22 protein-coding genes are annotated in these 20,714 nt (G+C 62.7%); 12 read left to right on the top strand and 10 right to left on the bottom strand.

The genetic code is table 11. The annotated features are described in order from the left end of the window. Positions 1 to 125: 125 nt before the first annotated feature. From secY to map, 3 genes are all read left to right on the top strand, one after another. On the top strand, positions 126 to 1,436 hold the full coding sequence (gene secY / locus CXR02_RS14415) for a preprotein translocase subunit SecY (protein ID WP_058931723.1): 1,311 nt from the start codon (positions 126 to 128) through the stop codon (positions 1,434 to 1,436). A 5-nt stretch (positions 1,437 to 1,441) separates the two neighbouring features. After that, positions 1,442 to 2,011, top strand: a complete 570-nt coding sequence (locus CXR02_RS14410) for an adenylate kinase (RefSeq protein WP_181037244.1) — start codon at positions 1,442 to 1,444, stop codon at positions 2,009 to 2,011. Between the two features lie 71 nt (positions 2,012 to 2,082). Further along, positions 2,083 to 2,910 (top strand): type I methionyl aminopeptidase, encoded by an 828-nt coding sequence (gene map / locus CXR02_RS14405; protein ID WP_104062628.1) that lies wholly within the window; start codon positions 2,083 to 2,085, stop codon positions 2,908 to 2,910. Positions 2,911 to 3,010: 100 nt separating this feature from the next. Here the strand turns inward: map and CXR02_RS14400 are convergent, their stop codons facing one another. The 3 genes from CXR02_RS14400 to CXR02_RS14390 all read right to left on the bottom strand — a co-directional run bounded on the left by CXR02_RS14400 (position 3,011) and on the right by CXR02_RS14390 (position 6,351). Then, positions 3,011 to 4,357, bottom strand: coding sequence for an ABC transporter substrate-binding protein (locus tag CXR02_RS14400; RefSeq protein WP_104062627.1), 1,347 nt, complete (start codon positions 4,355 to 4,357; stop codon positions 3,011 to 3,013). A gap of 111 nt (positions 4,358 to 4,468) precedes the next feature. Beyond that, the gene (locus tag CXR02_RS14395) at positions 4,469 to 5,374 is read right to left on the bottom strand and encodes a carbohydrate ABC transporter permease (protein ID WP_104062626.1); all 906 of its coding nucleotides are present in this window, start codon (positions 5,372 to 5,374) and stop codon (positions 4,469 to 4,471) included. After that, positions 5,371 to 6,351: a carbohydrate ABC transporter permease gene (locus CXR02_RS14390; protein ID WP_181037240.1), complete on the bottom strand. Its 981-nt coding sequence runs from the start codon at positions 6,349 to 6,351 to the stop codon at positions 5,371 to 5,373. Before CXR02_RS14390 ends, CXR02_RS14395 begins: the two co-directional genes overlap by 4 nt. A 218-nt stretch (positions 6,352 to 6,569) precedes the next feature. On the opposite strand from CXR02_RS14390, the gene CXR02_RS14385 reads away from it, so the two are divergent. The 8 genes from CXR02_RS14385 (at position 6,570) to CXR02_RS14350 (ending at position 11,959) form a co-directional block, all read left to right on the top strand. Then, entirely contained in the window at positions 6,570 to 7,532 is a 963-nt protein-coding gene (locus tag CXR02_RS14385) for a P1 family peptidase (RefSeq protein WP_104062625.1), read from the top strand. Between the two features lie 179 nt (positions 7,533 to 7,711). Continuing rightward, complete coding sequence (gene infA / locus CXR02_RS14380; RefSeq protein ID WP_009358723.1) at positions 7,712 to 7,933, top strand: translation initiation factor IF-1; 222 nt, start codon at positions 7,712 to 7,714, stop codon at positions 7,931 to 7,933. A 69-nt stretch (positions 7,934 to 8,002) separates the two neighbouring features. Further along, positions 8,003 to 8,116 (top strand): 50S ribosomal protein L36, encoded by a 114-nt coding sequence (gene rpmJ / locus CXR02_RS14375; protein ID WP_009358722.1) that lies wholly within the window; start codon positions 8,003 to 8,005, stop codon positions 8,114 to 8,116. Between the two features lie 176 nt (positions 8,117 to 8,292). After that, a complete protein-coding gene (gene rpsM / locus CXR02_RS14370; protein ID WP_104062624.1) occupies positions 8,293 to 8,667 on the top strand; it encodes a 30S ribosomal protein S13 in 375 nt (124 codons plus the stop codon). A 51-nt stretch (positions 8,668 to 8,718) separates the two neighbouring features. Further along, positions 8,719 to 9,120 (top strand): 30S ribosomal protein S11, encoded by a 402-nt coding sequence (rpsK, locus tag CXR02_RS14365; protein WP_018769149.1) that lies wholly within the window; start codon positions 8,719 to 8,721, stop codon positions 9,118 to 9,120. Between the two features lie 132 nt (positions 9,121 to 9,252). Then, the gene (locus CXR02_RS14360; protein ID WP_056344331.1) at positions 9,253 to 10,263 is read left to right on the top strand and encodes a DNA-directed RNA polymerase subunit alpha; all 1,011 of its coding nucleotides are present in this window, start codon (positions 9,253 to 9,255) and stop codon (positions 10,261 to 10,263) included. A 77-nt stretch (positions 10,264 to 10,340) separates the two neighbouring features. Beyond that, positions 10,341 to 11,033, top strand: coding sequence for a 50S ribosomal protein L17 (rplQ, locus tag CXR02_RS14355; RefSeq protein WP_104062623.1), 693 nt, complete (start codon positions 10,341 to 10,343; stop codon positions 11,031 to 11,033). Positions 11,034 to 11,065: 32 nt separating this feature from the next. Continuing rightward, positions 11,066 to 11,959 (top strand): tRNA pseudouridine(38-40) synthase TruA, encoded by an 894-nt coding sequence (locus tag CXR02_RS14350; RefSeq protein WP_181037239.1) that lies wholly within the window; start codon positions 11,066 to 11,068, stop codon positions 11,957 to 11,959. A gap of 95 nt (positions 11,960 to 12,054) precedes the next feature. On the opposite strand, the gene CXR02_RS14345 is transcribed toward CXR02_RS14350, so the two are convergent. Further along, the gene (locus tag CXR02_RS14345) at positions 12,055 to 13,716 is read right to left on the bottom strand and encodes a cell wall metabolism sensor histidine kinase WalK (protein WP_104062622.1); all 1,662 of its coding nucleotides are present in this window, start codon (positions 13,714 to 13,716) and stop codon (positions 12,055 to 12,057) included. A 254-nt stretch (positions 13,717 to 13,970) separates the two neighbouring features. On the opposite strand from CXR02_RS14345, the gene CXR02_RS14340 reads away from it, so the two are divergent. Further along, on the top strand, positions 13,971 to 14,774 hold the full coding sequence (locus CXR02_RS14340) for a response regulator transcription factor (protein ID WP_104062621.1): 804 nt from the start codon (positions 13,971 to 13,973) through the stop codon (positions 14,772 to 14,774). Here the strand turns inward: CXR02_RS14340 and CXR02_RS14335 are convergent. The 6 genes from CXR02_RS14335 to cpaB form a co-directional block, all read right to left on the bottom strand. Beyond that, on the bottom strand, positions 14,771 to 15,238 hold the full coding sequence (locus tag CXR02_RS14335) for an Hpt domain-containing protein (RefSeq protein WP_258060978.1): 468 nt from the start codon (positions 15,236 to 15,238) through the stop codon (positions 14,771 to 14,773). The two genes, CXR02_RS14340 and CXR02_RS14335, sit on opposite strands and share 4 nt — an antisense overlap. 92 nt (positions 15,239 to 15,330) lie before the next feature. Beyond that, the gene (locus tag CXR02_RS14330; RefSeq protein ID WP_104062620.1) at positions 15,331 to 16,215 is read right to left on the bottom strand and encodes a type II secretion system F family protein; all 885 of its coding nucleotides are present in this window, start codon (positions 16,213 to 16,215) and stop codon (positions 15,331 to 15,333) included. Between the two features lie 8 nt (positions 16,216 to 16,223). After that, complete coding sequence (locus CXR02_RS14325) at positions 16,224 to 17,156, bottom strand: type II secretion system F family protein (RefSeq protein WP_104062619.1); 933 nt, start codon at positions 17,154 to 17,156, stop codon at positions 16,224 to 16,226. Further along, a complete protein-coding gene (locus tag CXR02_RS14320) occupies positions 17,153 to 18,724 on the bottom strand; it encodes a CpaF family protein (protein ID WP_104062618.1) in 1,572 nt (523 codons plus the stop codon). Before CXR02_RS14320 ends, CXR02_RS14325 begins: the two co-directional genes overlap by 4 nt. Then, positions 18,721 to 19,926 carry an AAA family ATPase gene (locus CXR02_RS14315; protein ID WP_104062617.1) on the bottom strand — a complete coding sequence of 402 codons (1,206 nt, stop codon included), beginning with the start codon at positions 19,924 to 19,926 and terminating at the stop codon, positions 18,721 to 18,723. The genes CXR02_RS14320 and CXR02_RS14315 overlap by 4 nt, the downstream gene beginning before the upstream one ends. Beyond that, on the bottom strand, positions 19,923 to 20,696 hold the full coding sequence (gene cpaB / locus CXR02_RS14310; RefSeq protein WP_104062616.1) for a Flp pilus assembly protein CpaB: 774 nt from the start codon (positions 20,694 to 20,696) through the stop codon (positions 19,923 to 19,925). The genes CXR02_RS14315 and cpaB overlap by 4 nt, the downstream gene beginning before the upstream one ends. Positions 20,697 to 20,714: the final 18 nt, after the last annotated feature.

Here is a 20,714-nt window from a genome sequence, read left to right as displayed (position 1 = left end):
TTTCCGCACGTTCGCCGCAATCGCGGGTTCGCGGATTATTCGCATGGCCGATCCACCCGTTAGACTCGGTTGTTGGGATTATTGTCCCCCATCACACCATGCTCATAAACAACACAGGAGGACGCTTGCTTAGCGCATTTGGCCGGGCCTTTCGCACGCCTGATCTGCGACGCAAGTTGTTGTTCACGCTGGCAATCATCACAATCTTCCGCTTGGGTGCATTCATCCCCTCGCCTGGTGTGAACTACCAGAATGTCCAGCAATGCTTGCAGAACGGTCAGACCGCTGGCGGGCTCTATCAGCTCGTCAACCTGTTCAGCGGCGGTGCCTTGCTTCAGGTGTCCATCTTCGCGCTGGGCATCATGCCGTACATCACGGCCAGTATCATTGTCCAGCTGCTCCGGGTGGTCATTCCCCGGTTCCAGGAGCTGTACGAGGAGGGCGCCTCCGGGCAGTCCAAACTCACCCAGTACACGCGGTACCTCACCATTGCCCTGGGCCTGCTGAACGCCACGACGCTGGTGTCGCTGGCACGTTCAGGCCAGTTGCTTCCGGGCTGTGCCCTGCCGATCATTCCTGACGACAGCATAATCACCACCATCCTGCTGATCATCACGCTGACCGCGGGTACCGGGCTCATCATGTGGATGGGCGAACTCGTCACCGAAAAGGGTGTGGGCAACGGCATGTCGCTGCTCATCTTCACCTCCATCGCGGCAACGTTCCCCACATCCCTGGGCGCCATCTGGAGCTCACAAGGCCCCGGTACGTTCTTTATGGTCCTGGTGATCGGCCTGGTGACGGTCGCCCTGGTGGTCTTCGTGGAGCAGTCCCAGCGCCGTGTCCCGGTGCAGTACGCCAAGCGGATGATCGGCCGCCGGACCGTCGGCGGTACCAGCACCTACATCCCCATCAAGGTGAACATGGCAGGCGTGATCCCCGTGATCTTCGCATCGTCCATGCTTTACCTGCCGGGACTGATCTCACAGTTCAACCAGCCCAAAGCCGGCGAGGCACTCGCGCCGTGGGTTGAGTGGATCAACAACAACCTGACCCGAGGAGATCACCCGATCTACATGGCGCTGTACTTCGCCATGATCGTGTTCTTCACATACTTCTACGTCGCGATCACCTTCAACCCTGAAGAGGTCTCCGACAACATGAAGAAGTACGGCGGTTTCATCCCGGGTATCCGTGCCGGAAAACCGACCGCGGATTACCTGCAGTACGTGCTCTCCCGGATCACGCTGCCCGGCGCCCTTTACCTGGGCTTCGTGGCGCTGATTCCGCTGGTGGCACTGGTACTGATCAACGCGAACCAGAACTTCCCGTTCGGTGGCACCTCGATCCTGATCATGGTGGGCGTTGGCCTTGAAACCGTCAAGCAAATAGATGCGCAGCTACAGCAACGTCACTACGAAGGGCTTTTGCGATGACGAAAATGTTGATTATTGGACCCCCCGGTTCCGGAAAAGGAACGCAAGCGGAACGCATTTCCGAGCGCCTCGGCGTCGTGGCGATTTCGACCGGTGATATCTTCCGCGCCAACGTGAAGGGCGAAACTCCTCTTGGCATCGAAGCCAAGAAGTACATGGACGCCGGGGACTTCGTTCCGGACAGCGTCACCAACAAGATGGTCCGCGACCGCCTCAGCGAGTCCGACGTCGAAAACGGCTTCCTCCTGGACGGCTACCCGCGCACCACGGCGCAGGTGGACTACCTGGACGGTATCCTCGCGAACAGCGAAGAAAAGCTCGACGTCGTCCTGCAGCTCACGGCCGACGACGAGGAACTCGTCTCCCGCCTGCTGGGCCGTGCCAAGGAAACCGGCCGGAGCGACGACAACGAAGCCGTTATCCGCCACCGTCTGGACCTGTACCACGAGCAGACCGAAGCCGTTGTGGCCAAGTACGCCGAACGCGGCATCCTGACACAGGTTGACGGCATCGGCGGCATCGACGAGGTCACCGACCGCGTGATGCAGGCTATCAAGGCAGCCCAGGCCGCCTAAGCCAGGCACACCAGCTTTTCGAGGCTCCTCCCGGCATCCGGGAGGAGCCTCAGCCATTGAGAGGACACACCATGGCCTTCGGCCAGCCCCGTATCGAATACAAGACCAACGCCCAGATGCGCATCATGCGCGACGCCGGGCTGGTGCTGAACCGTGCGCTGGACGCAGCGGTGGCAGCAGCCGCTCCAGGCGTTACCACCAAGCAGCTGGACGACGTCTTCGCCGCAGTGCTGAACGAGGCCGGCGCCAAATCGAACTTCCTCGGCTACCACGGCTTCCCCGCCACCATCTGCACCTCCGTGAACGAGGAAGTGGTGCACGGCATCCCCGGCGGCAAGGTCCTCAACGACGGCGACATCATCTCGATCGACGGGGGCGCGATTGTTGACGGCTGGCATTCCGACTCTGCACGCACCGTCATCGTGGGCCAGGCCGACCCCGAGGACCAGCGGCTTTCCGACGTCACCCAGGCAGCCATGTGGCGCGGCATCGCCGCACTGGCCACAGGAAGCCACGTGGGCGACGTCGGCGCAGCCATCGACGACTACGTGTCGTCCGTGCCGGGCAAGCCGCTGGGCATCCTGGAGGACTACGTGGGCCACGGCATTGGCTCCGAAATGCACATGGCCCCAGATGTCCTGAACTACCGCACCAGCCACCGCGGCCCCAAGATCAAGCCCGGACTGTGCTTGGCCATCGAGCCCATGCTGGTCCGCGGCAGCATCGACACCGCCGTGCTGGAGGACGACTGGACAGTGGTGACCACCGACGGCAAGCGCTCGTGCCAATGGGAGCACTCGGTTGCCGTCCACGAGAAGGGGATCTGGGTACTCTCAGCGCCCGACGGCGGCGCGGAGCACCTGGTGCCGCTCGGCGTCGTACCCGTCCCGATCCCGTAGGTCCGCCGCGCAAAAACGCCGGGGTTTCGACAAGCTCAACCACCGGGCGGACCGGTGATTGAGCCTGTCGGTTTCGACAAGCTCAACCACCGGGGGAGGGTCAGGCCTTGAGCTTCGGCTTGACGTCCTTGCTGTAGATTCCCTCGAGGGTCGCCTTCAGCTCGGTCATGGTGGCCTTCACGTCGCCCTGCTGCGTCAGGATCTTGGCGGCGGCCTTGGCCATCTCCTGGTCCGCTCCCGGCAGGAACGCCCGGGCGTTGTCCTGGACCTTGGTCACGGCCAGCTGGTCCATGGCGATTTTGATCTGCGGGGTCTTGGCGAGCACAGCGGTCATGTCGGCGGACGTGCGCGTGGGCATGTAGCCGGTCGCGGCCGAGAACGCGGCAGTGTTCTCCGGCTCGGTCATGAACTGCAGGAACATTGCTGCTGACAGCTGCTCTTCCTTGGTGACACCGCTGGGGATGCCCAGGCCGGCGCCGCCGGTGGGGCACACGCCCGTGGTGACCTTTGAGCCGCCCGGCATGAAGCCGACGCCCACGTTGAACTTGGCGGACTTCAGGATGCCGATCAGCGACCCCGTCGAAGACAACGTGGCCGAAGCAAGGCCGGCGGCAAAGTCGTCGGCGGATTCCTTGGAGGAAACGCCGGCCCAGGCGTCCTTGTAGACGGAATCCTGGGCCGCCTGCAGTGCCGCCACGGACTCGGCTGAGTCACATGTGATGTCCCATTCCTTGGACCAGCCGCCGCCTTCGCCCCACAGGTTGTTCTGCAGCGTCCAGCCCGCGTAGCCGGCCAGGGCGGGGTGCATAAAGGCGTACTGGGCGCCGGAAGCCGCCTTGAGCTTGGGGGCCCAGCCGGCGAATTCCTGCCAGGTGGTGGGTGCCCGGTCCGGCAAACCGGCTGCGGCGAAGTGGTCCTTGTTGTAGTAGAACAGGGGTGTGGACCGGCCGTAGGGGAGTGCCCACTGCTTGCCGTCGTACTTGTAGTCGTCCACCAGCGAGGTGCGGAAGTCGTCCAGCTTGACGTCCAGCTGCTTGACCAGGGAGTCGAGCGGGATGATGCTCTCGTTCAGGTAGTAGCGGAACCACCAGACGTCGGAGAGGACCACCAGGGACGGCAGGCCTGACTTGGCGGCCTGGGCGGTCTGGAACTTCTGGGCGATTTCCTCGTAGTTGGCGCCGGCCGTCACCAGGTTCACCTTGATGTCCGGGTACTTGGCGTGGAACTTCTCGATGATGCTCTTTTCCACGTCCTGGGACTTGCCCGGGTGGTTGGACCAGAAGTCGATGGAGGCGGCCGGCTTGACGCCACTGAAGTCGATGTCGGCAGCGGGTGTCGCCGCGGCTCCGGGTGTTGTTGACGGGCCGCCGCAGGCGGAGAGAGCTGCCGCGCCGGCCCCGGCGCCGGCCAGGGTGAGGAAGAACCGTCGATCAAGGGTAAAGGACATGGTGCTGCCTTTCGTTGTGTGCCTCGGTGGTGCTGGATGCGGTGGGTGGATGGTTTTGATGCCCTACGGCAAGGCCCTACGCCAAGGCCCATCGGCGGTGCTCGCCGGAGGCTAGCCCGTCACGCTGCCCTGGGTCAGGCCCGCGACGATGTAGCGCTGAAGCATGGCGAAGATGACCAGGATGGGGACGATCACGAGGACGGCGCCGGCCATCATGATTCCCCAGCCTGCGCCGTTGCTCTCGGAGTTCTGCAAGAGGGTCAGGCCCACCGGAAGCGTCATGCTTTCCGGTTTGTCCGTGATGATGAGCGGCCAGATGTACTCATTCCACTCGCTCACTACGGTGACCAGGGCAACGGTTGCGATGGACGGGACGGACACCGGAACCACGATCTGCCAGAGCCGCCGCCAGTGGCCGGCGCCGTCGATCTCTGCGGATTCCAGGATGGAACCGGGCAGGGTGAGGAAGTGCTGGCGCAGCAGGAACGTGCCGAAGGCAGTGCCCAGGCCGGGCAGGATGATGCCCCACAGGGTGTTCTTCCCACCCATTCCGGCGATCAGGATGTAGTTCGGCAGGATGGACACCTGCGCGGGAACCATCAGGGCCACGAGGATCAGGACGAAGATCAGGTTCTTGAACGGAAAGCGCACAAACACCAGGGCATAGGCGGTCAGCAGGGCAAGGATCACTTTGATGCCGCCGCCCACCACGGTGACGATGGTGCTGTTCAGGAAGAACTGACCGAACGGAACCGTGGTCATGGCCACCCGATAGTTCTCCGGGTCAAGGGCTGCCGGGAGCACCTGCAGATCCAGGGTGACGATTTCGCCGGGCTGCTTGAACGAGCTCAGCACCATCCACAGCAGCGGCAGGAACACCACCAGGACGGCGACGGCCAGCGGCGCATACCCGGCAGCGACTGTCCTGGCCAGGTTGGCGCGGGAGAACGGCCGCTCAAGGGGCGGGACGGCGTCGGGCGTTGAAGGGTCCGGAAGGACGGCGGCGGGAGCGCTCACGAGTAGTGCACCTTCTTTTCGACGAACCGCAGCTGCAGCACTGTGATGACCAGCAGGATGACAAACAGGACCACCGAGATGGCGGCGGAATAGCCGGCGCGGTTGTAGGCGCCGAAGGCTTGGAGGTACGCCTCGTAGATGAGGGTGCTGGTGCCGCTGCCCAGGGGCGTCATGATCCGGATGAGGTCGAAGGCCTGGAGCGAGCTGAGCATGGTGGTGATCAGCAGAAAGAATGTGGTGGGGGAGAGCAGCGGCAGCGACATGCTGACGAAGCGCCGGAAACTGCTGGCACCGTCCAGCGACGCCGCCTCCATCACGTCCTGCGGCAGGGACTGCAGCCCGGCGAGGAACACCACGGCGCAGTAGCCCAGGTTCTTCCAGACGTACACGATGATGACCATCACCAGTGAGAGCTCCGGATCGTTGATCCATTGCGGGCTCTGCTGCCCGAGGCCCCGCAGGATCCAGGCCAGCACGCCGTAGCCGGGATCAAAGATGAACAGCCACACCAGGCCAACACCAACCCCGGACAGCACATACGGTGCGAAGACGGCCGACCGGGCAAAGGTGGTGCCGCGGACCTTCGAGTTCAGGGCCAGCGCCACTAGCATGCCCAGCGCCATGGAGCCGCCCACGGTTGCGGCAGTGAATACGGCGGTGGTGCCAAGGACCCGGCCGGCGTCCGCGCTGGTGAAGAAGGTGACGTAGTTTTCCAGCCCGACGACGGTGGCCGACGCGGAGCCGAGCGTCCAGTTCAGCGTGGAGTAGTAGAGGTTGTTGAACAGCGGGACGTAGGTGAAGACCGCGATGAGCAGCAGGTTCGGCAGGGCCAGCGCGAGGAAGACGAAGAAGTCCTGGCGTTTCCGGCGCGACCAGCGATTGCGCTTCCGGGGCAGGGCGCCGGCCTGGTCCTTTGCCCTGCCGGTGGCCGTCTGCGCCAGGGAACTGCCCGGCTTGGCGGTGAGCTGTGGTGTCATGGATCTCAATCGGAAAGCCTGCCGCAGCAGGGCTGTGGAACGGATTTGAGATCACTCCATCACATCGTGGAAGCCGGACCGGACCAGATGCGGCCGCCCAGCGAATTGTTGTCCCAGGCTTCGGAACCCGTTCACGGAAGGTTTGGTTTCCCCGGTGAGCGAGCCCACAGCCCGGGTTTCGACAAGCTCAACCACCGGGCGCAGGGCAGAATGAAGCCATGGGAGCAATCACGGATGTGCCTGGAATCAGGGTTGGCCATGAGCAGAAAACCGGCGACGGCTGGCTGACGGGAGTCACCGTGGTGCTGCCGCCGCGGGGCACTGTCGGGTCGGCGGACGTCCGTGGCGGTGGCCCGGGCACGCATGAGACTGACGCGCTGGATCCCACCACGCTGGTGTCCACGGTGGATGCCGTGGTCCTCACCGGCGGCAGCGCCTACGGACTCGTCTCGGCGCACGGTGCACAGCGCTGGTGCGAAGAGAACGGCCGGGGATTCGCCGTCACCGGGGGAGTGGTTCCCATCGTTCCCGCTGCCGCGATCTTCGACCTGGGCCGGGGAGGCGACTTCTCAGCGCGCCCGACGGCGGACATGGGCTATGCGGCCACCGTTGCCGCCGCTGCCGAAACGGACGGGCACGACGTCGGACGTGGCAGCGTGGGCGCCGGCACCGGAGCGATGATCGGACGCGGACAGTTCAAAGGTGGGGTGGGGACGGCTTCGGTCACGCTCGAGAATGGCGTGGTTGTGGGGGCGCTGGCCGTGGTGAACGCTCTTGGGTTTCCGATCGTCGACGGGCGGCAGGAGCCGCAGCCCTCCGCGCGCTCGGTCGTTCCTCCCTTAGACGCGCGCTTCCGGGCTCCGGAACCTGCCGACCGTGATGGCGGCCCACCGCCGCTCAATACGACTCTCGTTGTTGTTGCTACGAATGCTGTCTTGGACCCCGCCGAGTGCTATCGGACTGCTTCTGCTGCGCATGCTGGGCTGGCCCGGGCGCTCAATCCGTCGCACACGTTGGCGGACGGGGATACAGTCTTTTGCCTTGCCACTGGTGAGGTGGCTTTGGACCGGAGTACTGAAACTGCCCGGCAGGTGAGTCTCATTACCCTGCAGAGTGCGGCAGCCGACGTCGTACGCTTGGCGATCCTCGACGGGATTTCGGCAAGCTCAATTTCCGGGTAGGGTGTCTACTTTCATATTTAGTTTGGACTTTCTACCCACTTACAGTAAAGTGGTTTGTTGGTTGTCTGCCCAGCTGTGCCCTGTTTGGGGCCGGAGGTGATGACCGATCCAACAAAAACGTTCGTGGTCATGTCCGGTGCAATCCGGCAGGGCTGCGGCAACAACAGTTAGCGGAGGGTATGGCCAAGAAGGACGGGGTCATTGAGATCGAAGGCGTTGTGACTGAGGCGCTGCCTAACGCGATGTTTCGCGTTGAGCTGACCAACAAGCACATCGTACTCGCGCACATCTCAGGCAAGATGCGCCAGCACTACATCAGGATTCTCCCTGAGGACCGGGTAGTGGTGGAACTGAGCCCTTATGACCTCACTCGGGGTCGTATCGTCTACCGCTACAAGTAAATTCTGGGCGGCATCAGCGTGAGCTGACGGCTGCACCAGTTGACCAACTGCCACACGCAAAGGAACGCCATGAAGGTCAAGCCGAGCGTCAAGCAGATCTGCGAAAAGTGCAAAGTGATCCGCCGTAATGGCCGGGTCATGGTGATCTGCGAGAACCCGCGCCACAAGCAGCGCCAGGGCTAATTTCCCTCCCGAGGGAAATCCTGGGTTGCTAACCCACGCAAGTAAATAAAAGGCAGCACAAGCTGAACTGGGACGTATGAGCCCGGACAGCTAACCCCCGGTCGGAGGCTGGGGCCGCACAGAACGTGCGGGTGTACTGCCTACGACCTCCGGTTTATTCAAGGAGCACTGCCACTATGGCTCGTCTCGCTGGCGTAGACATTCCCCGCGAAAAGCGGTTGGAAATTGCGCTTACTTACATCTACGGCGTGGGCAAGACCCGTGCACACGAAACCCTGGCTGCCACTGGCATCAGCGCTGACGTCCGCGTTAAGGACCTCACCGATTCCCAGCTGGTAGAACTTCGTGACTACATTGAAGGCAACTACAAGGTTGAGGGTGACCTTCGCCGCGAAGTAGCAGCTGATATCCGCCGCAAGGTTGAAATCGGCAGCTACGAAGGTATTCGCCACCGCAAGGGCCTGCCAGTGCGCGGACAGCGTACGAAGACGAACGCACGTACCCGTAAGGGTCCGAAGCGCACCGTTGCAGGCAAGAAGAAGGCTCGTTAAATCCCTCGGGATTGACTCGTCTTCCCCCAATAACTTTCTGTAGGAGAAAAAATGCCCCCGAAGACTCGTGGCGCGGTTCGCAAGCCGCGTAAGAAGGACAAAAAAAATATCGCGCTGGGCCAGGCGCACATCAAGAGCACTTTTAACAACACGATCGTGTCCATCACGGACCCGAACGGCGCTGTTATCTCTTGGGCTTCCTCAGGTGAGGTTGGCTTCAAGGGCTCACGCAAGTCCACCCCGTTCGCAGCCCAGATGGCTGCCGAAGCTGCTGCCAAGCGTGCGCAGGAGCACGGCATGCGCAAGGTTGACGTTTTCGTCAAGGGACCGGGTTCAGGACGCGAAACCGCAATCCGCTCGCTGCAGGCCGCTGGCCTGGAGGTTGGCTCCATCCAGGACGTCACCCCCGCAGCGCACAACGGCTGCCGTCCGCCGAAGCGCCGCCGCGTCTAAGGCTTTTCCAGCAGCTTGAGCTTGCCCGGACCGTCAATGGTCCGGGCAAGCCCAGCCGCGTTAAGTCTTCAGACCGAATTTCCACCACCTGTGTTGCGTCATATAGCGGATGCTCGCCGAAAGGAAACCTAAGTGCTCATTGCACAGCGCCCCACCCTCTCCGAAGAGGTAGTCTCCGATAACCGCTCGCGTTTCATCATTGAACCGCTGGAACCGGGCTTCGGCTACACCCTCGGAAACTCCCTCCGTCGTACCCTGCTTTCCTCCATCCCCGGTGCCGCTGTAACCAGCATCCGGATCGATGGCGTGCTGCACGAGTTCACCACGGTTCCGGGTGTCAAGGAAGATGTCACTGAGATCATCCTGAACATCAAGAGCCTGTCGGTTTCCTCCGAGCACGACGAGCCGGTTGTGGCTTACCTGCGCAAGCAGGGCCCCGGAGTCGTCACCGCCGCGGACATCGCTCCGCCGGCCGGCGTCGAATTCCACAACCCGGATCTGCACATTGCCACGCTGAACTCGAAGGGCAAGTTCGAACTCGAACTGACCATCGAGCGCGGCCGCGGCTACGTTTCGGCAGCTCAGAACAAGTCCGGCGACTCCGAGATCGGCCGTATCCCGGTCGACTCGATCTACTCGCCGGTACTGAAGGTTACTTTCCGCGTGGAAGCAACCCGTGTTGAGCAGCGCACCGACTTCGACAAGCTCATTGTCGACGTCGAGACCAAACAGGCCATCGCCCCGCGCGATGCTGTTGCTTCCGCAGGTACCACCCTGGTGGAACTCTTCGGTCTGGCCCGCGAGCTGAACACCGCAGCTGAAGGTATCGAGATTGGCCCGTCGCCGACGGATGCTGCCCTGGCAGCGGACATGGCACTGCCGATCGAGGATCTGGACCTCACCGTCCGTTCCTACAACTGCCTCAAGCGTGAGGGCATCCACACCGTGGGTGAACTCGTTGCACGCTCCGAGGCTGACCTCATGGACATCCGTAACTTCGGTGCGAAGTCCATTGACGAGGTCAAGGCAAAGCTGGTTGAACTGGGCCTGTCCCTCAAGGACTCGCCTCCCGGTTTTGACCTCGCAGCACGCGCCGCAGCAATTGAAGAGGACGACGCCGCTTTCGGCGACGACGAACTCTAACAAACAGATCTTGGCCGGCTGGCTGGATGCACCACGGTGTGCGCAGCCCACTGGCTTCCATATGAGGAGAAACTATTATGCCTACCCCCGCTAAGGGTCCGCGCCTCGGAGGCGGAGCGGCTCACGAGCGTCTTATGCTCGCGAACCTGTCCGCCGCACTGTTCGAGCACAAGCGGATCACCACCACGGTGACCAAGGCCAAGCGACTGAAGCCGTACGCCGAGCGTCTGGTGACTTTCGCCAAGCGTGGCGACCTGGCTTCCCGCCGCCGTGTACTCGGCCTGATCAGCAACAAGGGCATCGTCCACGAGCTGTTCACCGACATTGCACAGGCAGTGGAGAACCGCGACGGCGGCTACACCCGCATCACCAAGATCGGCAACCGCAAGGGCGACAACGCTCCCATGGCTGTCATCGAACTGGTTCTCGAGCCAGTTTCCGCCAAGCAGGCCGTCGTGGCCGAGGCTACCAAGGCTGCCGCCAAGGCTGCTCCGGTCGCTGAAGAGGCTCCGGTTGTTGAAACCGAAGCCGCCGAGACCGAAGCTGCTGAAGCCAAGTACGCCGGCTCCAAGCCTGCTACGGCTGACAACGTTGCCCCTGAGGGCTTCGAGGTCAAGGGCAACGAGGACTCCATGAAGTACCACGTTCCCGGCTCACGCTGGTACGACGCCACGGTTGCTGAAGTCTGGTTCGACTCTGCCGAGTCCGCCGCAGCCGCAGGCTTCGTGCCTGCCGGTGGCGACGCTGCACAGGCCGTCGAAGCTGAGTAATCAGGCTCTGACGCTCCAGTAGACTTATGTCTATGAACGACCAAAAACCCGCTGCCCCCGTTTTGGGGGGCGGCGGGTTTTTGCGTGTCCGGCTTGATTTATCGTACGACGGCGGCCCCTTCAACGGGTGGGCAGTGCAGCCGGGATTGCGGACCGTCCAGGGCATCCTGGAAGAGGCGCTGGCGCTGTTGATCCGCCGGCCCATCCGGGTCACCGTGGCGGGACGTACCGACGCCGGCGTGCACGCCCGCGGCCAGGTGGTCCACCTGGACCTGACCGAGGCCGAGTGGCTGAAACTGCCGCGCGGGCACGAACTGGATCCCGCCGTCGCGCTCTTGCGGCGGATTCGTGGCGCCCTCAGCCGGGGACTGGGCGACCTGACCGGGTCCATCGAAGTTCACCTGGTGTCCTTGGCACCCGTGGGGTTCGATGCCAGGTTCTCGGCTCTCTGGCGGCGCTACAGCTACCGCATCGCTGACGGTCCTGCCCTTTGGGATCCGCTCGAACGGTACTTCACGCTCTGGCACCAGAGCCCGCTGGACGTGGACCTGCTGAACGCCGGTGCCGTGCAGCTGCTGGGGCTGCAGAACTTCCTGTCCTACTGCAAGCCGCGGGAGGGTGCCACCACCGTCCGCGAGCTGCAGCGCTTCGAGTTCCACCGCGGAGAGGACGGCGTTATTGTGGCCACCGTCCAGGCCGACGCCTTCTGCCACAACATGGTGCGCTCACTGGTTGGTTCGGCCCTGTTCGTAGGGGAAGGCATCGAGGAGCCGGGGTGGCTGCATGATCGCCTGCTGGCGAAGAAGCGCGACGCCAAATCCGTTCTGGCCGCCCCACACCCGCTGGTCCTTGAAGAAGTGGCCTACCCGTCCGACGACGAGATGCTGGCCCGCGCCGAACTGACCCGGGCAGTCCGGAAGCACTGACCCCTGACCCCATCGATTGCTCCGTCAGCGCCCTTTTGGGCCTTGAAAAGGGCTCCTATGGAGCAATCGATGAGGGTTCCGGGATTCCGACGGGCTCAACCAACGGATTCGGTGGGCAGGGTCATGGTGAATGTGCTGCCGCCGCCCAGGGCACTGGCGCAGGCGATGGCACCGCCGTGGCGTTCCAGGATGGTCTTGGTGATGGACAGGCCCAGCCCGGCGCCGGGGATGGCTGCATCCCGGGCCGACTCGGCGCGGAAGAAGCGGCTGAAAACCTTGGCCGCATCCTCCGGTGCCATGCCCATGCCGGTGTCGCGGACAACAAGCTTGACCCAGTCCTCGGTGCCGGCTGCGCTGATGGTCACGGTGCCGCCGTCGGGGGAGTACTTGATGGCGTTCGAGACCAGATTGTCCAGTGCCTGCCCGATCCGCAGCGGGTCGGCGAAGGCCCAGAGCGGTGAGGGCACGTCGGCCACCAGCGACACGGCTGACCGCTCCGCGTGTGCCTGGGCTGAGCCGATGCTGGTCTCCACCAGGCCGGAGATATCGGTCCGTTTCGGGTGGACGTTCAGGGCGGCGGAGGCCTCGAGTGTCAGGTCGGAGACCAAGGCAAGCAGCCGTTCGGAGTTGCGCTGCACCACGTCCAGGCGTTGGACCGTGAGGGCGGAGAGCCCGTCGCTGTCCTCAAGCACCAGGTCAATGTTGCCCAGGATGGAATTCAGCGGCGAACGGAATTCATGGGACACGTTCGAGACCAGTTCCTCGTTCGCGGCAATGGCTTCAACCAGCCCCGTCACGTCGCTGTAGACGACCACTGCTCCGGTGAGGCGGCCGTCGTCGTCCGTTAACGGCCTGGCGGCGGTGGACACCGCGCGCTGCTGTGGGACATCGCCAATCCAGACGAGATAGTCCGCGAACGATTCACCCTCGACGGCGCGCCGGAGGGGATGTTTGTCCGGCGGGAGGGGAGTCACCTTGTCCTGGGCGAAGACCCGCTGTTCGCCGTGGTCGGCTGGCGCGACGCCGGCCGGTGCGGCGGGCTGCTGCCAACGCCGCATCATGTTGTTGGCCAGCAGCTGGTCACCGTTCGAATCGACGGCAACAATGCCGACGTCGGTGGCGTCCAAGATGGTCATCAGGAGTTCCTCGCGTTCCCGGCTCGCGGCCAGCAGTTCCCGCAGTTCCTCGCCCATGGCCTGCAGCTGCCGCTGCTGAACCCGCATATTGACGCTGGCGAATCGGATTGCGAGCGAAACGGCCAGCATGACAAGCGGGAAAAGAAAGAGTGCGGTAATGTCCGACGCCGTGAGGTTGGGGAATTTTCCGGCCGTTGTGGGGAGAATGATCAGGAACGGTCCCAGAGCGCTCAGTACGAGGCTTGTGCGGACCATGATCCCGGAAGCGGCCAGCCAAATGACCGGAAATACGACCAGAATTGCCAGGCCCGGGAGAAGGGGCGCGGCACCATTTCGCAGCAGTGCGATCGCGAGCAGGTCCAGAACCGGAATTACCAAGTACGAGCTATGGGGCAGTCGTTCCCAAGGAGTGAGGAAACAGGCCACAAAAAGAATGAGATGAAGGGCGATTGCTGCCATGTAGAGGGGACTGACCAGTAAGGATGGCCAGGTAATGGGTGTCATCACGCCGAGGACTGTGACAATCAGCGACAGCGGAAGCTGGCACAACGCAACCTGCGTCCGGGGGCCAAGTTTTTTGAAATAGAGCGCCACCGCCCGGGGCGAGGGACGTATGGGCATAGGGGATCTCCAACTTTCGTGACGGCCCCCATTCCGTCCCAATGAATTGATGCAGCCGAATATCTGAAGGCTGACGCGGTCTATCTTCAGAATCCGGATATGCATGTGTTGTCATGGTAATTGACTTTCCAAAACTAATCTCTAGAAGGCGTGTTATCTGCCGTTCATACTTGTACCGTATAGAGAGTTGGAGTGGTTGAGGGGATTGGCGCTGGGCTGATGGGGGCCTCTTCCACCTGGCATCGGGGATAGACATGGAAGATCTTGGGGTAGCAGTAGTAATCGAGGACGACGCCGATGTGCGGAACCTCCTTGAGGGAATCCTCCGTCAGGCCGGGTTTGAGGTCCATACCGCCGCCGAGGGGCGGGAGGGCGTTGAGGTGGTGCGACATAACAAGGCCCAGGTGGTCACGCTGGACATCGGCCTTCCGGACATTGACGGGTTTGAGGTCCTGCGGCGCATCCGGAATTTCAGTGATGCCTATGTAGTAATGCTGACCGGCCGGACCGAGGAACCCGATCTGCTCTCGGCCCTGAACGCCGGTGCGGACGACTACATTGCGAAGCCCTTCAGACCGCGTGAACTTCGGGCCAGGGTGGCGGCCATGATGCGCAGGCCGCGCCATGAGGTCGCCAGTCCACCCCAGGCGGCTACATGGGCCGAACCTCCGGCCGCGCCGGCGACCTTCACCCACACGGGAGTTCTCCAGCACAACGGGCTCATTCTGAACTACCGGACCCGCACGGTGGTGATTGGTGACGTCAACCTCGGTCTCACACGCAGTGAGTTCGACCTCTTGCACACTTTGCTCCGCGGCGAAGGGGCAGTATGCACGCGGACGGACCTGGTGCGAGCTGTCCGGGGTGACCTTTATGAGCCGGATGCGTATATCAGTGAGGCTGACGAGCGGGCCGTGGAAGTCCACGTCGGGAACCTGCGCCGCAAGCTTCGGGAGGATCCGATGTCACCGCGCTGGCTTCAGACGGTGCGCGGAGTGGGCTACCGGCTCGCACCGAAGAGGACCGACCTGCAGGGCTGGCCTGGGGCTGATCACTAGTCGTTCTTGACGAGGATGTAGCTCGCCTGGAGCTCTGAGACTGTACGCACGCCGTGCTCGGCCACGATTGCCAGCAGGGCCTGGCCCTGGACGAAGTCGCTGCGGCGGATGGCGTCCTCCAGACCTTGGGCCAGATCAGACAACCGGATCCCGCCCACCATGGCGGACGCGATCCGCAGGCTGATGACTGCGTCCAGGGCCTCCGGGCGGTCCTCGGTCTGGACCGCGGCAGCCAAGCGGCTGAAGCGCTGGTCCCACAAAGACGCGTAGTCGCGCGCGAATCCAAGGGCAAGTTCCGGGCCGTCCAGTTCTTCTTCCAGCTCCGCCAGGATGTCCGGTTCGACCCAGCGCATGGCGTCATTGCCCGCCTGGTGCACGCCAGCGCCCACGCCCGCAGCAGCCCCTGCAGCTGACGCTTCGGCAGGGACACCCCCGCTGCTGGAGGTGAGTGGTGGACTATCCATGCTTCAAGGCTACTTCCTGTAGTTACTTCGCAGTCCGTTTTCGGTCTATCCTGTGGAAACCTTGAGTGATCCTTGACTTTGGGTATCCGCCGTCATTGGCCGCTAAACGTAATCACCGTGTTGATAACCGCTGGCCCCAGAATGGCAATAAAGAGCACGGGAAAAATAAAGAACAGAAGGGGAAAAAGGATCATCACGGGGAGTTTCATGGCCTTTTCCTCGGCACGTTGGCGGCGTTTTACGCGCATCACTTTGGCCTGGATCCGCAGGACCCGGCTGATGGCAATGCCGTAGGTGTCGGCCTGGACAATGGCCTGAACGAAGCTGCGGAGCTCCGGGAGGCTGGTCCGTTCGGCGAGGGCCAGATAGGATTCCCGGCGGCTACGCCCCACTTGCATGTCCTGCAGAGTCCGGACTAATTCCTCTGCCAGCGGTCCCTTGCCGTTTGCCCCCGCGCGTGCCATTGCTCCCTCGAATCCAAGCCCGGCTTCCACAGAGATGAGCATCTGGTCCAGGGTGTTCGCCAGTTCCAGCTGCATGACCTTCTGGCGTTCCAGGCCCTTGCTGTAGAGCATCAGATCGGGGATGAAGTACCCCAGGAACAGTACAAACAGACCTGTCAGCTTGATGAGCGGTGCCGGGCTGCTGGTACTGATCAACAGACCCAGTCCGGCACCAACCAGCCCGAGGACGGGTTTCGCTGCAAGGATGCGGCCCAGCGGCCAGGCGACGGGCCTGCCTGCGAGTGATAGCAGGTGGTCAAGTTTGCGGACATAGGCTGCCGGCGTCAGACGGTGGCCGATGGCGGAAAGGAACCCGCTGCTGTTTTTTTCCGGGGCTTCGGCATCTTGCCGGCCTCGCGTGAGGATCTCCACCGTGGCGGTGCGCCCCTTGCGGTCCACAGCGAGCAGGGACCACGTGAGGTAGCCAATTGGCATGGACACCAGGAGGAGCGAGGAAAGTACCAATGGGTTCATGATTCAGCTTAGAACTTCAGGTCGATGATTTTGCGCATCCACAAGCTGCCGATCGTCATGAGGACGACTGAGAGCCCGATCATTCCCCAGCCCAGGGGATGCGTGAACATTGAATTCATATATCCGGGGTTTACGCCCATGAGCATGACCACGATTCCTATCGGCATCGCGATGAGAATGTAGGCTGAGAATTTTCCCTCGGCGGCCAAGGCCTTGATATGGCCCTTGATTTCAGACCGCTCCCGGATGGTTTCATTCACCTGGTCGAGGACCTCCGCGAGGTTGCCGCCCACCTCCCGGTTGATCTGGATGGCCTGTGCCACCCAGACGAAGTCTTCATTCTTCATCCGCTCGGCTGTATCTGTCAGGGAAGAGAGGAGATCGCGGCCCAAGCTGGTCTCCGTGATGACCCGGCGCATTTCTTCCGACGTTGGCGCCAGCGATTCTGCGGCAGCAGCATCCACGGCACGGAGGATGCTGTGGCCTGCACGGAGGCCGCCGGCCAGCAGTTGAAGCGTGTCACCAAGCTGCTGATCGAACCTGGTGCGTCTCTTGCCTGCCAGGAAATTCAGGACAACTTGCCCCACGAAGGGTGCCGCGGCGAACAGGAGGATCGCGAGGATGGGGCCGAGCACGATCAGCCCCACCAGGGCTCCCACCACGGCCCCGGCTGCCACCAGAACGAGGAACTCAGCCTGCGTCATGCGGACTCCGGCATTCTCCAACGCGTCCCGGCTGAAGAGGCGCAGGCTTCCGCCGTCAAGGGCTTTGTCAAAAATCCGTACTGTCGAACCAGTGATGCGGGTCAGCTGGGAAGCCGGCTCGGATTCATAGGGACGCCGTCTGTCGAGGGGGACCTCAGGAGCGGGCCGGAGGATGAACGCAACACCCAGCAGGACTGCAGCAGCCAGGAAGAGGACCGCTCCGGCTGTCAGCATCATGGCCGGTTCACAGCGGGAACTGCAGGAGCCGCCGGGGTGGCGAAGACTCCCGGCGACACGTGGATTCCAAGGTCCTCAAACCTGTCGATGAAACGCGGGCGGATACCAGTGGCCACCGGCCTGCCAAGGAAGCGGCCGTGTGCGTCCATGCCCGCTGAGTAGTCAAAAACAAAAGCGTCCTGAAGCGTGACGATGTCGCCCTCCATGCCCTGCACTTCTGTGACATGGGTAATTCGCCGGGTGCCGTCGCGGAGCCGCGAGATTTGGACGATCAGGTTCACGGCTGATGCAATTTGCTCCCTGATGGCGCGCAGTGGCAGGTCCATGCCGGCCATCAGGACAAGCGTCTCCAGACGGGCCACGGCGTCGCGGGGGGAGTTGGAGTGCACGGTGGACAGGGAGCCGTCGTGGCCTGTGTTCATGGCCTGGAGCATGTCCAGCGATTCGCCGCCACGGACCTCACCCACAACAATGCGGTCGGGGCGCATACGGAGCGAGTTTCGGAGCAGCTCGCGGATAGTCACTTCGCCCTTGCCCTCGGTGTTAGGTGGGCGGCTTTCCAGGCGCACCACGTGGTCCTGCTGGATCTGGAGTTCGACGGCGTCCTCGATAGTGACGATCCGTTCGTTCGCCGGCAGGAAGGATGACAGCACATTCAGCAGGGTGGTCTTTCCCGTGCCCGTTCCGCCAGAGACGATGATGTTCAGCTTCGCCTTCACACAGGCGTTGAGCAGCTCCGCCATTTCCGGAGTGAGCGTTCCATAGTCGATAAGATTCCGGACCGTCAGGGGCACTTTGCTGAACTTACGGATGGTGAGGGAGGACCCGCCGACGGCCAGCGGCGGGATCACCGCGTTGACGCGTGAGCCGTCTTCGAGGCGGGCATCAACCAGAGGAGAAGACTCGTCGATGCGCCGCCCGACTTTGGAAACGATGCGTTCAATTACTTTCCTGAGATGGGCTTCTGAGCTGAAACGGGATTCGGTCAGCGTCAATTGGCCCTTACGTTCCACATAGATCTGGTCCATGCGGTTCACCATGATCTCGGTGACTTCGGGATCGTCAAGCAGCCGTTGAAGCGGACCGTACCCCAGGACGTCGTCGGCGACGTCGCGAACGAGCCGTGTTCGCTCGTCGGCTGACAACGGGACCTGTTCCGTGTCGATGATCCGCGTCAGCTCTTCGCGGGCAGTGGTCCTGAGCTCATGTTCGGTGACTGCCGAATCATTGAACCGGGTTCCCATGCGCTCGAACAGGGCCGTGGCGGCGCGTTCCTTGAGCGCGGCAAAGACGTCAACGGGTTGCTGGGTTTTCGCTTTGGGCGGCTCAAGTTGGTCCGAGAAGCTGCCAGTGTCGCTCGCGGGCGTCGGACGGATGGTGGGCACGCCGGCAGGCACTGTTTTGGCTTCAGGCCGCTTGACTTCCGCCCGCTTTGATTCGCCAGCTCGGATGCGCGCCGAGGCAGCCTCCGGACCGGCCTTGGGCTGCCGGGCAGGGGCCAGGACGACGGCGGACTGCTGGGGCTGACCCTTGAGCTGCGCGGCTTGGATACGCTCTGAAAGTTTCATTGGACGACCACCCTTCGGTGCAGCTTCCGTTGGGCCTGGGCCCGCCAGATCGGATTGAATCTGTCCACCAGTTGCCGCAGCCCTTTGGTGGCCGGATCTTTCACCGGCTCCTGAAGGACAGGGATGCCCCGATTGGTGGAAAGCGCGATAGCTCGTGAACGGGGGATATTCACGTCCACAGGCGCCCCTATGGTGGACTCCACGTCCTGCACTGTCAGTCCTGCTTTCGCGTCCGCCATATTGAGGACCACATGGCGGGTCTCGGGAAGAATATTGAGCTGGCGCAGGACGTCAAGTCCGGATCGCAGTCCACGGACACTCGGGATGTCCATGCCACTGACCCACACCACGTCGGTGCACCGTTCCATGGCGGCCAGCCCGATCTCCGGGAGGCCCGGCGCTGTGTCCACCACGACGTATTGGAACTCCTCAGCCAACTGTTCAAGCAGGCGGCTGATCTGTTCCGGGGCGATTTCGTCAGCTTCGACAGGGCCACCGGGAGCACATAGGGCATAGATGCTCCCGGGATGGACAGTCAGGAACGCTTTGAGGACAAGGGAATCCTGGGCTGCGGCCGGAGAGACGGCATCTGTCACGGTGTGCTGAGGATTGAGATAGAGCCCTGAGGCGACGTCGCCAAACTGCAGGTCAAGGTCCACAATCACCACGCTCATGGGCGCGATCTTGCCCAGGCCAATGGCGATGTTGGTAGCGATGGTCGTTTTGCCGACCCCGCCTTTGGGCGAAAAGACGCCGATTACCAGGCCCTTGGGAGTGCCGGGGGAACCGGGCTGTTGTGGCTCCTGGGACCTGTGGCGGCTGGCGAAGGACTGGCAGGCGCGCTCCAGGAGCACACGGATCTGGGCCGGGTCCGAAGCGGGGCTAAGAATGTCCCGGATACCGGCGCGCATGGCCTGCAGGATGAACGCCGGATCGGGTTCACTGACGAGGACGATGCTCAGTTCGGGAAATCCGACGGCCAATACCGTCGACAGGCGGAGCGCATCTTCAACGGGAACCCCCGGACCTAGAATCAGCACTTGCGGAAATTCCTGGTCCAATTGGGCAAACAGTTCGTGCGGATCCGCAGGCAGGACACTGGTGAAGAAGGTCTGGACGCCTCCCTGGAGGCCCCCAGCCACAGCTTGGCGAAGGCGGCCATCAAAATTGACGTCGGGAGTCACCAGGACGAAGCGGCTCACTTGTATACCTCCGGCCGCTGCATGACCCGCGGACCGTTGTCCTGGGCATCGAGCGGCTCACGGGTTAGCCAGATGGTGGCAAACTCTGAGGCGAAAATGATCTTGGCAGCGTCGACATCGTTCACTGCCACCGTGAGCATCAGCGATCCTGAGGGGAGAGTTGTTTCACGGGGATCTGTTGCTGGAGCCGCACTCTCAGCGGGTGCAGGTTCTGCGGCAGCTGCTGCCTCGGGTGCCCGCTGGACAGCCGTGACGAGTGCCTTGTGGACGGAAAGCTGGGTAGTTTCCTTATCGGTCTTCGCGTCCAGGCCACCTTGCTTCATGGAGATAAAAACACCCACGTGGTCCCCCGGAGCGAGCCGCCCGCCGACGACGCGTTGGGGTTCCAGCTGAAAGGACACCTCTTGGAGGCCGGCGGGCACTTTGACCGATCCGGACGTTTTAAGGTCTTCCTGTGCGACAAGGCGCTCGGCGACCAACTGTTCACCGGGCACAAGGTCCACGGCAGCCACTTTTCCGGCTTCACTATCGAGCGAAGTAAGGGAAGTCTTTGCAACCGATGCTCCGGGAAGCTGCTCGGTGGCGACTGACGCCTTAATGGTTTCCACCGGAGTGCCGGCAGGGATTGCCTTTTTTACCACCAGCACGCTTACGGGCTCCAACTTCTGCACCGCGCGCTGGTCGGCCCCTTGGGCGTAGGTGAACATCAGCACAGCGCCGATGATGGCCAGCACCACTGCCGCGACTCCTGCCAACAAGCGTGACTTCACTGACTGCTCCTGTGGTAT

Origin of the sequence: Arthrobacter sp. 4R501, assembly GCF_002929755.1 — a bacterium.
In the GTDB taxonomy this organism is placed as follows: Bacteria; Actinomycetota; Actinomycetes; order Actinomycetales; family Micrococcaceae; genus Arthrobacter.
Note: the sequence above shows the minus strand (reverse complement) of the source record. Positions and strands in the feature narration are given on the sequence as shown.

Excerpts from the sequence above, each read along its gene's own strand:
- rpmJ (WP_009358722.1), top strand. The coding sequence starts at position 8,003 with ATGAAGGTCAAGCCGAGCGTCAAGCAGATCTGCGAAAAGTGCAAAGTG.
- CXR02_RS14400 (WP_104062627.1), bottom strand. The coding sequence starts at position 4,357 with ATGTCCTTTACCCTTGATCGACGGTTCTTCCTCACCCTGGCCGGCGCC.
- CXR02_RS14350 (WP_181037239.1), top strand. The coding sequence starts at position 11,066 with ATGAACGACCAAAAACCCGCTGCCCCCGTTTTGGGGGGCGGCGGGTTT.
- CXR02_RS14390 (WP_181037240.1), bottom strand. The coding sequence starts at position 6,351 with ATGACACCACAGCTCACCGCCAAGCCGGGCAGTTCCCTGGCGCAGACG.
- CXR02_RS14320 (WP_104062618.1), bottom strand. The coding sequence starts at position 18,724 with ATGAAACTTTCAGAGCGTATCCAAGCCGCGCAGCTCAAGGGTCAGCCC.
- CXR02_RS14340 (WP_104062621.1), top strand. The coding sequence starts at position 13,971 with ATGGAAGATCTTGGGGTAGCAGTAGTAATCGAGGACGACGCCGATGTG.
- CXR02_RS14345 (WP_104062622.1), bottom strand. The coding sequence starts at position 13,716 with ATGCCCATACGTCCCTCGCCCCGGGCGGTGGCGCTCTATTTCAAAAAA.
- CXR02_RS14335 (WP_258060978.1), bottom strand. The coding sequence starts at position 15,238 with ATGGATAGTCCACCACTCACCTCCAGCAGCGGGGGTGTCCCTGCCGAA.
- map (WP_104062628.1), top strand. The coding sequence starts at position 2,083 with ATGGCCTTCGGCCAGCCCCGTATCGAATACAAGACCAACGCCCAGATG.
- infA (WP_009358723.1), top strand. The coding sequence starts at position 7,712 with ATGGCCAAGAAGGACGGGGTCATTGAGATCGAAGGCGTTGTGACTGAG.
- rpsK (WP_018769149.1), top strand. The coding sequence starts at position 8,719 with ATGCCCCCGAAGACTCGTGGCGCGGTTCGCAAGCCGCGTAAGAAGGAC.
- rplQ (WP_104062623.1), top strand. The coding sequence starts at position 10,341 with ATGCCTACCCCCGCTAAGGGTCCGCGCCTCGGAGGCGGAGCGGCTCAC.
- CXR02_RS14325 (WP_104062619.1), bottom strand. The coding sequence starts at position 17,156 with ATGATGCTGACAGCCGGAGCGGTCCTCTTCCTGGCTGCTGCAGTCCTG.
- CXR02_RS14385 (WP_104062625.1), top strand. The coding sequence starts at position 6,570 with ATGGGAGCAATCACGGATGTGCCTGGAATCAGGGTTGGCCATGAGCAG.
- CXR02_RS14330 (WP_104062620.1), bottom strand. The coding sequence starts at position 16,215 with ATGAACCCATTGGTACTTTCCTCGCTCCTCCTGGTGTCCATGCCAATT.
- rpsM (WP_104062624.1), top strand. The coding sequence starts at position 8,293 with ATGGCTCGTCTCGCTGGCGTAGACATTCCCCGCGAAAAGCGGTTGGAA.
- CXR02_RS14410 (WP_181037244.1), top strand. The coding sequence starts at position 1,442 with ATGTTGATTATTGGACCCCCCGGTTCCGGAAAAGGAACGCAAGCGGAA.